13 protein-coding genes are annotated in these 15,776 nt (G+C 61.1%); 10 read left to right on the top strand and 3 right to left on the bottom strand.

All coding sequences use genetic code 11. From position 1 onward, the window contains the following. The 3 genes from mnmE to hemJ form a co-directional block, all read right to left on the bottom strand. Entirely contained in the window at positions 1-1,257 is a 1,257-nt protein-coding gene (gene mnmE / locus ACFFUC_RS03210) for a tRNA uridine-5-carboxymethylaminomethyl(34) synthesis GTPase MnmE (protein WP_377683446.1), read from the bottom strand. Between the two features lie 21 nt (positions 1,258-1,278). After that, positions 1,279-2,550 (bottom strand): transcription termination factor Rho, encoded by a 1,272-nt coding sequence (gene rho / locus ACFFUC_RS03205; RefSeq protein ID WP_377683444.1) that lies wholly within the window; start codon positions 2,548-2,550, stop codon positions 1,279-1,281. A 119-nt stretch (positions 2,551-2,669) separates the two neighbouring features. Further along, a complete protein-coding gene (gene hemJ / locus ACFFUC_RS03200) occupies positions 2,670-3,116 on the bottom strand; it encodes a protoporphyrinogen oxidase HemJ (protein WP_377683443.1) in 447 nt (148 codons plus the stop codon). Positions 3,117-3,680: 564 nt separating this feature from the next. On the opposite strand from hemJ, the gene ACFFUC_RS03195 reads away from it, so the two are divergent. The 10 genes from ACFFUC_RS03195 (at position 3,681) to selB (ending at position 15,775) form a co-directional block, all read left to right on the top strand. Then, positions 3,681-4,919: an aromatic ring-hydroxylating oxygenase subunit alpha gene (locus ACFFUC_RS03195; RefSeq protein WP_377683441.1), complete on the top strand. Its 1,239-nt coding sequence runs from the start codon at positions 3,681-3,683 to the stop codon at positions 4,917-4,919. Beyond that, positions 4,919-5,995 (top strand): FAD-binding oxidoreductase, encoded by a 1,077-nt coding sequence (locus ACFFUC_RS03190; protein WP_377683439.1) that lies wholly within the window; start codon positions 4,919-4,921, stop codon positions 5,993-5,995. Before ACFFUC_RS03195 ends, ACFFUC_RS03190 begins: the two co-directional genes overlap by 1 nt. Before the next feature lie 81 nt (positions 5,996-6,076). Next, on the top strand, positions 6,077-6,574 hold the full coding sequence (locus ACFFUC_RS03185) for a GNAT family N-acetyltransferase (RefSeq protein WP_377683437.1): 498 nt from the start codon (positions 6,077-6,079) through the stop codon (positions 6,572-6,574). A 235-nt stretch (positions 6,575-6,809) separates the two neighbouring features. After that, positions 6,810-7,409 carry a twin-arginine translocation signal domain-containing protein gene (locus ACFFUC_RS20035; RefSeq protein ID WP_465263088.1) on the top strand — a complete coding sequence of 200 codons (600 nt, stop codon included), beginning with the start codon at positions 6,810-6,812 and terminating at the stop codon, positions 7,407-7,409. A gap of 12 nt (positions 7,410-7,421) precedes the next feature. Then, a complete protein-coding gene (gene fdnG, locus ACFFUC_RS03180; RefSeq protein WP_465263087.1) occupies positions 7,422-9,893 on the top strand; it encodes a formate dehydrogenase-N subunit alpha in 2,472 nt (823 codons plus the stop codon). After that, positions 9,890-10,879 (top strand): formate dehydrogenase subunit beta, encoded by a 990-nt coding sequence (fdxH, locus tag ACFFUC_RS03175; protein WP_377683434.1) that lies wholly within the window; start codon positions 9,890-9,892, stop codon positions 10,877-10,879. Before fdnG ends, fdxH begins: the two co-directional genes overlap by 4 nt. Then, positions 10,879-11,568, top strand: coding sequence for a formate dehydrogenase subunit gamma (locus ACFFUC_RS03170; RefSeq protein ID WP_377683432.1), 690 nt, complete (start codon positions 10,879-10,881; stop codon positions 11,566-11,568). Before fdxH ends, ACFFUC_RS03170 begins: the two co-directional genes overlap by 1 nt. A gap of 39 nt (positions 11,569-11,607) precedes the next feature. Next, positions 11,608-12,516 carry a formate dehydrogenase accessory protein FdhE gene (gene fdhE / locus ACFFUC_RS03165; RefSeq protein ID WP_377683430.1) on the top strand — a complete coding sequence of 303 codons (909 nt, stop codon included), beginning with the start codon at positions 11,608-11,610 and terminating at the stop codon, positions 12,514-12,516. Next, positions 12,516-13,853: an L-seryl-tRNA(Sec) selenium transferase gene (selA, locus tag ACFFUC_RS03160; protein ID WP_377683429.1), complete on the top strand. Its 1,338-nt coding sequence runs from the start codon at positions 12,516-12,518 to the stop codon at positions 13,851-13,853. Before fdhE ends, selA begins: the two co-directional genes overlap by 1 nt. Next, positions 13,850-15,775, top strand: coding sequence for a selenocysteine-specific translation elongation factor (gene selB, locus ACFFUC_RS03155; RefSeq protein WP_377683427.1), 1,926 nt, complete (start codon positions 13,850-13,852; stop codon positions 15,773-15,775). Before selA ends, selB begins: the two co-directional genes overlap by 4 nt. Position 15,776: the final 1 nt, after the last annotated feature.

Below are 15,776 nucleotides of genomic sequence, written 5' to 3'. Positions count from 1 at the left end.
CTACTTCCCGATACAGAACGACGAAAAGATCTCGTCGAGATAATCTTCCGCGTCTATGCGCCCAACCATCGCGGATAATTCGCGAATCGCCAATCGAATATTCTCTGCAGCCAGCTCAGGTAAACCGCTTTTGCTGCGGTCTAGCGAATCAATAGCCCGCGAGATTGCTTCGGCTTGCCGCTTATGGCTCACAATCCCAGAATCCGCCGCTTTTCCTCGCAGAAAAGCATAAATCTTGTTGAGAAGATTTTCGACCCCCTGCCCGCTATGGGCCGAGATCCCTTCGGCATCATTGCTCAAATCGGACTTGGACCGAACAACCAGATCACCATCGGCCACATCAAATTGAGGCACCCCGTTCGGCGAAAGGTGGATGCGCAAATCAGCGTCTCTTGCCCGGCGAACGGCACGCTCAACGCCCATCGTTTCGACCGGATCCTGACTTTCCCGCAACCCCGCCGTATCGAGGAAGGTCACCGACAAACCGCGAAGATCAACACGCAGTTCGAGAATATCCCGTGTCGTGCCGGCAATATCCGACACAAGCGCGACCTCGCGCTTGGCAATATAGTTCAGCAACGTCGATTTTCCCGCATTCGGCGGGCCGATTATGGCGACTTCGTAACCCTGCCGCAGCCGTTCGGTCGCAGGGAACTGATGCAAAATGCGGCGCAACTCCGTCTGGACCGTATCGATCAAGGTGAAAACTTCTGCCGGAATATCCTCTGGGACATCCTCGTCCGCGAAATCGATACTGGCTTCGACCAGTGCGCCCGCGCGGATGAGGCTCTGGCGCAAAGTTTCGGTCAGCCGGCCGACCTCTCCTTCCGCGGCTCGCATCGCGAGCTTTCGTTGCGATTCCGTTTCAGCAGCCAGAAGATCCGCGAGCCCTTCGGCTTCGGACAGGTCTATTCTTCCGTTGAGAAATGCACGACGGGTGAACTCGCCCGCCTCTGCACGGCGTAGCCCGAAGGAAACCAAAGCAGCTTCGAGTCGCTGAACAATAACCGGTGCGCCGTGAAGATGCAGCTCAGCGACATCTTCGCCCGTGAAGCTCTCGCCCTTCTCAAAGCGGATAACCAGGGCACGGTCAATCAGATCGTCGCCGTCACGCAATCCGCGCAAATAGGTTTTGCGCGCTTCCGGTATCGCTCCGGCAAGCGATTCCAGCGCTTCTTTTGACTGCAAGCCACTGATTCTAATGACAGAAACGCCCCCACGACCGGGAGGCGTTGCTTCAGCAAAAATGGTGTCCAATCCAGCCTCCGTGTAACGGCGTCAGGCGTTCATAGAATCGAAGAATTCGCTGTTCGATTTCGTCTGTTTCAGCTTGGAAATCAGGAATTCAACGGCATCGGTCGTTCCCATCGGGTTGAGAATGCGACGCAACAAATACGTTTTCTGCAGATCTTTCGGATCGACCAGAAGATCTTCCTTACGCGTGCCCGATTTGAGGATATCCATCGCCGGGAAGACGCGCTTGTCAGCAACTTTGCGATCGAGAACGATCTCGGAGTTGCCGGTCCCTTTGAATTCTTCAAAGATGACTTCGTCCATCCGCGAGCCGGTATCAATCAGCGCGGTCGCGATAATGGTGAGTGAACCACCCTCTTCGATGTTGCGCGCAGCACCGAAGAAGCGTTTCGGACGCTGAAGCGCATTCGCATCAACACCACCAGTAAGCACTTTACCCGAGCTCGGCACCACAGTGTTGAAGGCACGACCAAGTCTTGTGATCGAGTCGAGAAGGATCACAACATCTCGTTTATGTTCGACAAGACGTTTCGCCTTTTCGATCACCATCTCGGACACCGCAACGTGCCGGCTGGCCGGTTCGTCGAAGGTTGAGGATACGACCTCGCCCTTCACCGAGCGCTGCATATCGGTGACTTCTTCAGGACGTTCGTCGATCAGAAGCACGATCAGGTAGCATTCGGGGTGATTACGTTCGATCGAATGCGCGATATTTTGCAGCAGAACGGTCTTGCCCGTGCGCGGAGGAGCAACGATCAGCGAACGCTGACCCTTCCCGATCGGCGCAACGAGATCGATGATGCGTGCCGAACGATCTTTGATCGTCGGATCCTCGATCTCCATTTTCAGGCGTTCGTTGGGATAAAGCGGCGTCAGGTTGTCGAAAGCGACCTTGTGACGGGCTTTTTCCGGGCTTTCGAAGTTGATTTTCTCGACCTTCGTCAGCGCAAAATAACGCTCGTTCTCGCCTGGGGCGCGGATGACGCCCTCGACCGTGTCGCCCGTACGCAAAGAATGCTGTCGAATGACCTCGGGGCTCATGTAGATGTCGTCCGGACCCGGCAGATAGTTCGCTTCCGGCGAGCGCAGGAAGCCGAAACCGTCCTGGACAACCTCGAGCACGCCGTCGCCACCGATTTCAAAGCCCTCTTCGGCATGTTCCTTGAGCAGCGAGAACATCATCTCGCCTTTGCGCATCACCGTCGCATTCTCGATCTCCCATTCTTCGGCCATCGCCAGAAGATCGGCAGGGCTTTTCGCCTTGAGATCAGAGAGGTTGAGACGTTCTTCGCTCATAAACTTCGCCTTTAAGCGCCGCGACCACGGATCGGGCCCGCATGAAACCATTGAATAGGAGAATCCCCGTCGGACGACGGTTTTCCTCACTTAGGCGTTCTGCCCTGACGAGTCAATTCTCAGAACTTGACGACGACTGAGAGCACGATGACGACCATGAGCAAAGTCGGGACTTCATTCGCGAGCCGATAGCTGCGGCCGGAGACGCCCTTCCCTGCCAAAAGGGCCTTTCTTTGCACCGACAACCAGCCGTGAAATCCGCTCATCGCGATGACGCACGCAGCTTTCGTCCAGGGCCAGATCGACGACCAGTCGACGATTCCCGGTGTGAAAACAAGGGCTAACCCCGCGAGCCATGTTACGATCATCGCAGGATTCATGATCATGCGCAGAAGTTTGTATTCCATGATCTCGAAAGATCTGACCGGCTCTTGCCCGTTTTGACCACGTTCGGCGTGATAGACGTAAAGCCGTGGCAGATAGAACAAACCCGCCATCCACGACATGACGGCCATGATGTGCAGGGCCTTGACCCATGGGTAAGCCAAACTGAGCAAATCGGTCATGAGGGTCTCCTTTCTTTCTCAATAGTAAATTTAAGAAAGAAATAAAGATGATGTTTTATTTGGCCCTGTGGGCATCTGGAAAACCCTGTTTCACGGATTCTTTTCACAGGTGATTTCGCCTCGGGACAAACCGTTCCGGCGCGAGAGCTGAAATGTGATTCTTCCAACAATTGCAAAATGTTGCAAATATATCGAGTTGTGGAAAGTCGTGTGGATAACTCGATTCGCGCACAGGCTGTGGACAGGCTGGTGGATGGTTTTGGACATGTGGATGAAGCGTCCGGGTTCCCTGTTGGTTCCGACCCGAAAAATCCGCTTTTTGTCAGGAAGCGATTCCCCCACAGATTCGTCTTTCGCTTGCGCATTGAGTTATCCCCAGCCTTTTCCAGAGTCGAAAAACGACATCGGCGCTATATGTCTGGAGATTCGATCGGGCTGGGTGAAAAACGGGTGTGCGGGATGTCAGAATTCGACCATCCGATGTCGTTTTCAGGCACTTTTTTCGTCTTGGCGAGTGCAATTCTGACGAAAATATCGTCCCTCATGCCCCCTTGGATCACAGCCATGTTGAACACAGCGGAAATCCTCGACCACATTACGTCACGGCAGAAAAACCACTCCCTCAGCCGCGAGCTTTACAGCGATCAGGGCGTTTTCGAGGCAGATCTCGAGAACCTCTGGTACAAGGAATGGATCTTCGCGATCCCTTCCTGCGATATTCCGAAGACCGGCAACCATTCGACGCTTCAGGTCGGCGCCTATCCGATCGTGATCGTACGCGGTGGCGACGGCGTGATCCGGGCGTTCCACAACGTCTGCCGCCATCGCGGCCAGCGTCTGTGCCCCAAGCAGAACGGGTCTTCGCCGAAACTGGTGTGCCCCTACCACCAGTGGACCTATGATCTCGACGGCCGCCTGGTCTTTGCCCGCGACATGGGCCCCGATTTCGACCCGTCGAAATACAGCCTCAAGCCTGTCCATGTGCAGGATGCGGACGGTATGGTCTTCATCTGCCTCGCCGAAAACCCGCCGGAATTCGAGCGTCTGGGCGGACTTCTCAAGGATTATCTGGCCCCGAGCGGGCTGAAGGACGCGAAAGTCGCCTTTTCTTCGACGATCGTCGAGAACGGGAACTGGAAGCTGGTCATCGAGAACAACCGCGAGTGCTATCACTGCGGCGGTTCGCATCCCTCGCTCTGCCGCAGCTACTCCGACAACCCGCTGATGACCGTGATGGAGGGGCCGAATGCAGCCAGCCCCGAGATTCTCGAGCATTGGCAGCGTTGCGATGATGCCGGCGTTCCGGCGCGTTTCGTCAATCAGGACGACATGCAGTGGCGTCTGGCGCGCGTGCCGCTGATGAACAATGCCGAAAGCTTCACCATGTCGACCAAGGCAGCGGTCAGCCGCCGCATGGGCACCATGCCGTGGAACGACGCGGGCAGCCTGATGTTCTACCACTTCCCGTCGAGCTGGAACCACTTCCTGCCCGATCACGCCATCGTCTTCCGCCTTCTGCCGATCTCGCCCACCGAGACCGAAGTCACCTCGAAATGGCTCGTGCACAAGGATGCCGTCGAGGGGGTGGATTACGATCTCCAGAAGCTCACCGAGGTTTGGTTGGCCACCAACGACGAGGACCGCCGCGTCGTCGAGGAAAACCAGAAGGGCATCCTTTCGCCCGCCTACGAGCCCGGCCCCTATTCGCCCAATCAGGAGGAGGGCGTGATCCATTTCGTGGATTGGTATTGCCGCAAGATGCTTGACCTGCTCGCGCCGCAACCCGCGATGGCGGCCGAATAATGGCGGCAGCGAACAAAGCATTCGGCGAGGCACCCTGGAAGGACAGCGAGCCTCTGGAATGTGCGATGGTGGTGCCCGAGACTTCGGACACCGCCACATTCACCTTCCGCGCACCCTCGGGGGCCTGGTTCGACTACAAGCCGGGCCAGTTCGTTACGCTGGACCTGCCCGTTCCGGGCGGCAATGTCCAACGTACCTATACGATCTCCTCCAGCCCCTCGCGGCCCTTGTCGATCTCGGTGACGGTCAAAGCGCAGCCGGGCAGCGAGGGCAGCCGCTGGATGCTCGACCACCTGCGGCCGGGGATGCAGCTCAAGGCTTACGGGCCTTCGGGGATCTTCACGACCCATTCTCGCTCTGATAAAAAATACCTATTTATTTCAGCAGGTTCTGGGATAACACCTGTGATGTCGATGACGACATGGGCATGGGATTCGGGCGAGATGCCCGATATTGCTTTCGTCCATGCGGCGCGTGCGCCAAGCGATATCATCTTCCGCCAGCGGCTCGAGGGCATGGCCGACCGCGTTCCGGGGCTCAAGCTGCATTTCACGGTCGAGGAAACCGATCCGTTCCGCAGCTGGCACGGCTATCGCGGTCGCCTGAACCAGATCATGCTGGGGCTGATGGCCCCCGACTACCTCGAGCGCGACGTCTATTGCTGCGGTCCCGAGCCCTTCATGCAGGCCGTGCGCGACATGCTGGTGGCACTCGGCTATGATATGGACCGCTACCATCAGGAAAGCTTCGGCGCCCCTGTCCGCACAGAGGCAGAGGCCCCCACGCTTGACGATGTGGTCCCGGACGAAAGCAATTCCGCCGAGATCATCTTCGAATCCTCGGGAATTTCGGCGAAATGCTCGGAAACCGATACGGTTTTGTCGGTGGCGCGGACCAGCGGGCTCAATATCCCCTCGGGGTGCACCTTCGGGCTCTGCGGGACCTGCAAGATCAAAAAGACCCGTGGCGATGTCCATATGGTCCATAACGGCGGCATTTCGGACGAGGATATCGAGGACGGCTTCATTCTCGCCTGTTGCTCGCATCCGATCGGCACCGTAGCGGTCGAAGTCTAGGCGATCGACCGGCACTCGCGTCTTGCTTGACGCGGTGCCGGTTCCTATCGTGCCGCCGTTACCGTCATTCAGGACCCTGATGTGAAGCTCCGCCGAGAGATCCCCGCCGATATCCGTGAAATCCGCACCTTGACCGATGCCGCCTTCGCCGACGCGCCCCATAGCAGCGGAACCGAGGGCGCGATCATCGACGCGCTGCGTGCCGAGCAGCAGCTTGCCTTGTCCCTTGTGGCGGTCGATGCGGGGCGTCTGGTCGGTCATATCGCCTTCTCGCCGGTGACGATCAGCGACGGCGCTGCCGGCTGGTACGGGCTGGGTCCGATGGCGGTACGTCCGGGCGATCAGGGGCGTGGCATCGGCTCCGCTCTGGTCACCGAGGGGCTGCGGCATCTCGTGCGCATCGGGGCGCATGGCTGTGTCGTTCTGGGCGATCCGGCCTTCTACGGAAAGTTCGGCTTCGCGCCTGTTCCGGCTTTGCGCTTTGATGGTGCTCCGGCCGAGTATTTCATGGCGCGCAGTTTCGTCCCCTCCCTGCCCGAGGGCGAGGTTTGTTATCACAAGGCCTTTTACGGTGCGTAATAACCCGATCAGTGATCACAAATTGGCGCGGCTTTCCCTCTCCATTCATGTGATCACGGGTTTTGTGCAGCAATCCGGACCAAATTCATAGGAAATATCGACCCTCCCGTAGGGCTGCCGTCCGCCTGTCAGAGTGGTCCGCAGCCTGTGCCAAACCTCCGTGAAGCTTGACATAAACCTGCATTCGGCCAAAACATATTGGACCTATCTTTTCGACAGGCAGCAGGAGGGAATGATGAATATCGACCTCTCACGGCGCAGCTTTCTAAAGCTCGCAGGTGCGGGTGTCGCGGTGACATCTCTGGGGGCCCTTGGCTTCGGAGATGCGGAAGCGGCAGAGGCGGCCCATGTGCGGCCCTTCAAGCTCGCTTCGACAACGGAAACCCGCAACACCTGTCCCTATTGCTCTGTCGCCTGCGGCATCATCCTGTACTCGGATGGCGATGTAAAAGCAGGCGAAACCGCGCGCATCACCCATATCGAAGGCGATGCAGACCACCCGACCAACCACGGCACGCTGTGCCCCAAGGGTGCGGCGCTCAAGGATTTCGTCAACGCGGAAACCCGTCTGACCATGCCGCGCCTGCGTCGTGCCGGCTCGGATACATTCGAGGAAATCTCGTGGGACGAGGCGCTCGACAAGGTCGCCCGCGCCATGAAGGACGACCGCGACGCGAATTTCGTCGCGAAGAACGCGGCCGGAACCACCGTGAACCGCTGGCTGACGACGGGTTTTCTTGCCGCTTCCGCCGCAACTAACGAAACCGCATGGCTGACCTACAAGGTCGTGCGGAGCATGGGGCTTTTGGGATTCGATAACCAGGCGCGCGTCTGACACGGCCCTACGGTGTCCAGTTTGGGCCCGACATTCGGCCGTGGTGCGATGACCAACTCGTGGACCGATATCAAGAACACCGACCTCGTGATCGTCATGGGCGGGAACGCAGCCGAAGCGCATCCTTGCGGCTTCAAATGGGTGACCGTTGCCAAGGCGAACCGTGGTGCGAAACTGATCGTTGTCGACCCGCGCTTCACGCGGACCGCTTCGGTGTCGGATTATTACGCGCCGATCCGTCCCGGCTCCGACATCGTCTGGCTAATGGGCATGATCCGCTGGATGATCGCCAACGACAAAGTTCAGTGGGAATACGTCAAGAACTACACCAACGCGGCCTTCATCGTGAAGGAAGAGTTCGGTTGGTCCGACGGCCTGTTCAGCGGCTATGATGCCGAGAAACGCGACTTCGACCGCTCCAGCTGGGATTACGAGCTGGACGAGGAAGGTTTCGCGCGGGTCGATATGACCCTCGGGCATCCCCGCTGCGTCTGGAACCTGCTCAAGAAGCATGTCGATGCCTATACCCCCGAACTGGTCGAACAGGTCTGCGGCACGCCCAAAGAGCGCTACCTGCGCATTGCCGAGATGATCGGCGAATGCTCCAGCCCGACCAAAACCATGACCTCGATGTATGCGCTCGGCTGGACCCAGCACTCCAAAGGCGCGCAGAACATCCGCGGCATGGCGATGTTGCAGCTGATCCTCGGCAATATCGGGGTCAGGGGCGGCGGAATGAACGCGCTGCGCGGCCATTCCAACATCCAGGGCCTGACCGATATCGGCCTGATGTCGAACCTTCTGCCGGGCTATATGAACATCCCGCTCGAACGCGAGACCGATTACGCGACCTATATGGCCAGCCGCGCCAACAAGCCCCTGCGGCCGGGCCAGACGAGCTATTGGCAGAATACGCCGAAGTTCATGGTTTCGCTCATGAAGGCTTTGTGGGGTGATCACGCCACCGCTGAAAACGATTGGGCTTATGACTACCTGCCCAAGCTCGACGTCGCCAATTACGACGTCTTGCGCATGTTCGAGATGATGAACAACGGCGAGGTGAACCTGTATTTCTGTCAGGGCTTCAACCCGCTTCTGTCCTTCCCGAACCGCAACAAGACCACGGCGGCGCTGTCCAAGCTGAAGCTTCTGGTGGTGATGGACCCTCTCGAAACCGAGACGGCCCGTTTCTGGCAGAACCACGGCCGCAACAACGATGTCGATACCGCCTCGATCCAGACCGAGGTGCTCGAGCTTCCGACGACCTGTTTCGCCGAGGACGAAGGCGCGCTGGTCAATTCGGGACGCTGGATGCAGTGGCATTGGGCGGGGGCGACGCCTCCGGGCGAGGCCAAGCACGATACCTGGATCATGGCGCAGATCTTCAAGCGGGTGCGAGAGCTCTACCGTCAGGAGGGCGGCGCCTATGCCGATCCGATCCTGAACCTGAGCTGGGACTATGCCGACGAAGACGAGCCGACCCCGCAGGAGCTGGCGCGCGAAATGAACGGCCGCGCGCTGCAGGATCTTTATGATCCCGCCGATCCGACCAAGGTCATCGTGGCCAAAGGCCAGCAATTGCTGAACTTCAGCCAGATGCGCGACGACGGTTCGACCATGTCCGGATGCTGGATCTATTCCGGCAGCTGGAACGAGAACGGCAACAATATGGCGCGTCGGGACAATTTCGACCCCGACGATACCGGCGCCTATCTCAACTGGACCTTCGCCTGGCCGCTGAACCGGCGCATCATCTACAACCGCGCTTCGGCCGATCTTCACGGCAAGCCCTGGGACGAGACGCGCAAGCTGCTGGAGTGGGACGGCACGAAATGGACGGGTTACGACGTCCCCGACGTGGCGCCCACCGCCAAGCCCGAAGAGGTCATGCCCTTCATCATGAACCCCGAGGGTACGTCGCGGCTGTTCACGCGCGGCCTCATGCGGGACGGGCCTTTCCCGACCCATATGGAGCCGTTTGAATCGCCGATCGCGAACGTCTTCAACAAGGACCTGCGCGGCAACCCCGCCTCGCGCGTCTTCGAGGACGATTTCGCGCAATTCGGGACCAGCGACGAATTCCCCTTTGTCGCGACTTCCTATCGCCTGACCGAGCATTTCCACTTCTGGACCAAGCACAACAAGATCAACGCCGCCCTCCAGCCCGAATTCTTCGTCGAGATCAGTGAAGAACTCGCGGCGGAAAAGGGCATCACCAAAGGCGGTTGGGTCCGTGTCTGGTCCAAGCGGGGCGAGGTCTGGGCCAAAGCGTTGGTAACCAAGCGGATCAAGCCTTTGAAATGCGGCGACAAGCTCGTCCATGTCATCGGCATTCCGCTGCACTGGGGCTTTACCGGCGCGGCGCGCAAGGGCTTCGGCCCGAATACGCTGACGCCTTCGGTTGGGGATGCGAACGTGGAAACGCCTGAATTCAAGGCTTTTCTCGTCAATATCGAACCGTCGGAAGGGGAGAATGTGTCATGACCATGGACCCGAACCTCGACAGTCCGCGCACGGCGGTTTCCAACCCTCCGGTGCAGCCGATGCCGGCAAACCTTGGTGCGGGCGATGTCGTCCGCGCCTCGGCCATGCCCGATCTGCCCGCGCCCGAGCGTCAGCTGACGCCCGTGGCCAAGCTGATCGACGTCAGCAAATGTATCGGCTGCAAGGCCTGCCAGTCGGCCTGTGCAGAATGGAACGACACCACGCCGCCGATCGAACATAACGTCGGCGTCTACGAGAACCCCTCGGACCTCGGGCCCGAGATGTATACGCTGATGCGCTTCACCGAATTCGACAATCCGGTGACCGGCGACTTCGAATGGCTGATCCGCAAGGACGGCTGCATGCATTGCGAGGATCCGGGCTGCCTCAAGGCATGCCCTGCACCCGGCGCGATCGTGCAATATTCGAACGGGATCGTGGATTTCATCCACGAGAATTGCATCGGCTGCGGCTATTGCGTTTCGGGCTGTCCCTTCGACATTCCGCGCATCAGCCAGACCGACCACAAGTCCCACAAATGCACGCTTTGCTCCGACCGCGTTTCGGTGGGTCAGGGTCCGGCTTGCGCCAAGGCCTGCCCGACCGAGGCGATCCTGTTCGGCCACAAGGAGGACATGATCACCCACGCTCAGGGCAGGATCGAGGATCTGAAGTCGCGCGGCTACGAAAATGCGGGGCTTTACGATCCGCAGGGCGTTGGCGGGACACATGTGATGTATGTGCTCCACCACGCCGACCAGCCGCAGCTTTACGCCAACCTGCCCGAAAATCCGTCGATCTCCACGGTGGTCGAGGGGTGGAAAGGACCCGCCAAAAAGCTCGGTCTGGCTGCCATCGGACTGGCTGCCGTCGGCTCCTTGCTGCACGGGCTTCTGGGTCGCGCCAACAAGGTCGAGGCCGAGGACGAGGTCCATGCCGAAACGCTGGTCGAGGCCGAGATCAAGCCCGAGACGGAGGAGACGTGATGACCGAGCGTTTGGAATATTCGCAACCCGGTGACCATATCGAGGGCCTCCACCCGCTTTCGGTCAGCCGCTACCGGCTGATCATGCGGATCAACCACTGGGTCACGGCCGCATCAATGCTGATCCTCGTGGTCTCGGGGTTGGCGCTGTTCACGCCCGAACTGTACTGGCTCTCGGCCTTGTTCGGCGGTGGGCAGACCATGCGTTGGCTGCATCCGATCATCGGCTGCGTGCTTCTGGTCAGCTTCTTCGTGATGTTCGTCCAGCTCTGGAAGCTGAACCTGCCGCGACGCGAGGATCTGCAATGGATGGCCCGCATCGGCGACCTGCTCAAGGGGGACGAGGACAAGTTGCCCGAGCTCGGCAAATACAATGCCGGCCAGAAGTTCATTTTCTGGGGCATGGCCGCGATGATCCTCGTGATGTTCGCAACCGGCATCATGATCTGGCAACAGTTCTTTCCCGATCTGGTGGTCATCCCAACCAGAAGATGGGCGCTTTTGCTGCATTCTCTTGGGGCTGTCGGCGTCATTTTGCTGTTCATCCTGCATGTTTATGCTGCAATCTGGACCCGTGGCACGATCAGGGCGATGACGCATGGATCGGTAACGGGGGGATGGGCCTACAAGCACCACCGCAAATGGCTCAAGGAGCTGGCCAGACGCGACAAGCCGAAACCTGAAGAATAGCCCGAGGCCGTTTCGTGGCCGGTCGGCCCGAGAGGAAGCATGACCCAAGCACTGACTCCCGACCCCTCGATGATCGGCGGCTACGACAAGGCGCCGCTGGTCCGCCTTCCCGATCCGGAGGCGCTGTTTTCGGCCCGTGCGGCGCGTCTCGACTATCTCGCCGCAAGCAGTGCCAATCTGGCCCCCTATCTGCGCTTTCTGGCGGCTTTGACGCGGGCTCAGGCCGAACTGGCAGCCGAGCTGCCCGAGGCCCCCAAGCCCGCCGCCGATTGGGAGGCGCTGGCACGCTCCAGCCGGATGCCCCAGATCGACCGCCATCACCTCAAGGCGCGTATGCCCGAGGTTCTGGCGCTGTTTTTGGCCAAAGCCGCCAGGATCGACATGCCGGAGGCTGCCCGCTTCGCGCTGGATGCGGTTCTGGCCGCTTCGGATGACGAGCGTGACTGGCTCTTTACCAATGTTCTCTCCGACAAGATCCCCCAGGACAGCGTCGCGCCGCATCTCTTTGTTGCGGCCGCCGTGCAGGTTCATGCCGCGATTGCGGCCGCGGCCCTGAACCCCGAGGCGCCTGTCCCGATCCGGACCGGCATCTGCCCCGCCTGTGGCGGCCTGCCCTCGGCCTCCATCGTGGTCGAGGACAAAGGGGCCGAGGGCACGCGCTATGCCTCTTGTTCGTGCTGCCAGACGCTCTGGAACGAGGTCCGCATCAAGTGCCTGTGCTGCGGCGAGACCGGAAAGATCAGCTACCGCTCGGTCGAGAACGGCGATGCGGTGATCAAGGCGGAGCTTTGCGGTGATTGCGACAGCTGGACCAAGATCCTCTACCAGAACAAGAACGCCTCTCTCGAGCAGCTTGCCGACGACGTCGCCAGCCTCGGTCTGGATCTCAAGATGCGCGACACCGAATGGAAGCGCGGCGGCTTCAACCCCTTCCTGATCGGCGCCTGATGGAGGGGCTGCGCAATCTGCCTTCGGTCGACCGGCTTCTGGCGCAGGCCGGCGATCTGGTCGAGCGCTACGGCAGGCAATCCGTGACCGCAGCCCTGCGCGCCGCGCTGGCCGATACCCGCAGCCTCCGCGCCGATCCCCTGCCCGATGCGGCGGGGCTTTTGGGACTGGCGGCCGACGCCTTGGCACAAGGCAGCCGGTCGGGGCTGCGTCCGATCCTCAATCTCACGGGAATCGTGCTGCATACCAATCTCGGCCGCGCTTTGCTCCCCGAGGCGGCGATCCATGCCGCGACCGAGGCGATGCGCGCTCCGGCGGCACTCGAATTCGACCTTGAAACCGGCGGGCGCGGCCAGCGCGACGACCATTTGCGCGGTCTGCTTTGCGAGCTGACGGGGGCCGAGGATGCCACGGCGGTCAACAACAACGCTGCCGCCGTGCTGATCGCGCTGAATACGCTTGGCGCGGGCCGCGAGGCAGTGGTGTCTCGCGGCGAGCTGATCGAGATCGGCGGCGCTTTCCGCATGCCCGACATCATGACGCAAGCCGGAGTGCGCTTGCGCGAGGTCGGTACGACCAACCGCACCCATCCCCGCGATTATGCCGATGCGATCGGGCCGGAAACCGCCCTTCTGATGAAGGTCCACCCGTCGAATTACCGCATCGAAGGCTTTACCACCGAGGTTGCGGCCCGCGATCTGGCCGCGATTGCCCATGCGGCGGGGCTTGCGCTGCTCAACGATCTCGGCTCGGGCTCGCTGGTCGATCTGACGCGCTACGGATTGCGGCGCGAGCCGACCGTGGCCGAGGCGATTGCCGATGGCGCCGATCTCGTGACCTTTTCGGGCGACAAGCTTCTGGGCGGGCCGCAGGCGGGGTTTATCGTCGGCCGCAAGGATCTGATCGCCGCGATCAACAAGAACCCCCTCAAACGGGTTCTGCGTCTCGACAAGATCCGCCTCGCTGCCGCCGAGGCCGTTCTTCGGCTTTATCGCGACCCCGACCGTCTGGTCGAACAGCTTCCGACACTCCGGCTTTTGGCGCGATCACAAACTGTGATCACGGAACAGGCCGAGCGTTTGGCATCACAAGTGGCCGCTATTCTGGGCTGCTCCGTGCGCGTGATCACAACTTTCAGCCAAACCGGATCGGGGTCCTTTCCGACCGAAGGTCTGCCGAGCGCGGCTTTGGCCTTGTCCCCCGACGCGGAGGCTTTGGCTGCCCGCCTTCGCGCGTTGCCGGTGCCGGTAATCGGGCGGATCCATGACGGCGCCCTTGTGCTGGATCTGCGCTGTCTCGAAGACGATGCGGCGCTTTTGACGGCGCTTGCGGGATGATTGTCGGAACTGCCGGCCATATCGATCACGGCAAAACCGCGCTGGTCAAGGCGCTGACCGGCACCGATGCCGATCGTCTGGCCGAAGAGAAAGCGCGCGGCATCACCATCGAACTGGGTTTTGCCTATGCCGATCTCGGCGGGGGCAAAGTCACGGGTTTCGTCGATGTGCCGGGGCACGAGCGTTTCGTCCATACCATGCTGGCGGGCGTCGGCGGCATCGATCTCGCGCTGCTGGTGATCGCCGCCGATGACGGGATCATGCCGCAAACACTGGAACATCTCGCCATTCTCGACCTGCTCGATGTCTCGGGCGCCATCGTGGCGCTGACGAAGTCCGATCTGGTCGGGCCGGAAAGGATCGCGGCCCGCGAGCAGGAAATTGCCGCGCTGCTGGCCCCGACGCATTTTGCGGGCGCGCCGGTCATCGCGGTCTCGTCGCTCAGCGGCGCAGGGATCGCAGAGCTGCGCGACGCCCTAGCCGCCGCCGAGGCTCGGGTCGCCGCAAGGGCCCGCGCCGGCCGCTTCCGTATGGCGGTGGACCGCTCTTTCGTTCTTGGCGGCGCGGGGGTTGTCGTGACGGGGACCGTGCTCTCGGGAGAGGTCGCGGTTGGTGATCACATTCTGATAAGCCCTTCCCAACTGCCCGCGCGCGTGCGCGGCATCCATATGCAGAACCGCAAATCCGATACCGGTTTCGCCGGACAGCGCTGCGCCCTCAACCTCGCCGGAGAGGAAATCTCGCGCGATGTGATCACAAGGGGCGATGTCGCAATGGATCCCGCGCTGCACGCGCCGAGCCAGCGTCTCGATATCCGCTTGCGGCTTTTGGCGAGCGAGCCGAAGCCTGTGATCACATGGACTCCGGCGCGGCTCCATATCGGTGCGGCAGAAGTCGGGGCGAGGATCGTGCCGCTTGGCGGTCCTCTGCATCCCGGCGAGGCGAGGCTGGTGCAGCTTGTTCTCGACCAGCCGGTTGCGGCGACGGCGGGCGATCACCTGATCCTGCGCGACGTCTCGGCGCGGCGCACGATGGGCGGAGGGCGCGTGATCGATCCGCATGGCCCCCCGCGCAAACGCGCCCGTCCCGAGCGTCTGGCCCAGCTTGTTGCCGCCGAGCATGCCGATCCGGCGGAGGCGCTTGCGGCACTTGCACAAAGTCCTGCGGCGCTGGTCGATCTGCCGGTCTTTCTGCGCGACCGCGCGCTGACTGCCGCTCAGGGTGCGGCATTGCTGGAACAAACCGGCCTGATCCTGCTGGACCAGATCGCGGTGACCCGCCACAGGCGCGATGCCTTGCAGGCCGAAAGCGCCGCCCTTCTGGCCGCCCATCATGGCGAGAACCCCGATCTTCAGGGCATGGCGCGCGAGGCACTGCGCCTGCGTCTGGTGCCGCGCCTGCCCCAGCCCGCCTTCATGGCGCTGATGCGGGCCGAGGCCGCATCGGGGCGGATCGTGCTCGACGGCTCCTTTCTGCGTTTGCCCGACCACAAGCCGCGCCTGAGCACCGATGACGAGGCGCTCTATACCCGCATTGCCCAAGAGCTGGGCGGCGAGACCCGCTTTCGTCCACCCCGCGTGCGCGATTTCGCCACCACGAGCGGGAACGACGAGGCCGAAGTCCGCCGCATCCTGCGCATGGCCGCGCGTCAGGGGCGGGTCGATCTGGTCGCGCGCGACCATTTCTTCCTGCGTGCGACCACGATCGAGATGGCCGCGATCATCCGCAGGCTGGGTGCGGCGTCTGAAACCGGCTGGTTCACCGCTCCCGCCTTCCGCGACGAGGTCAACAATGGTCGCAAGGTCGCCATCGAGATTCTGGACTTTTTCGATCGCCACGGACTAACTTTGCGCCGCGGCGATCTGCGCCGTGTCAATCCGCACCGGATCGACCTGTTTTCGGCGGAGGAGCCGGTGCCATAGT

The organism is Paracoccus cavernae (genome assembly GCF_042430175.1).
GTDB lineage: Bacteria > Pseudomonadota > Alphaproteobacteria > Rhodobacterales > Rhodobacteraceae > Paracoccus > Paracoccus cavernae.
This window is presented reverse-complemented; position numbering and strand designations above follow the sequence as displayed.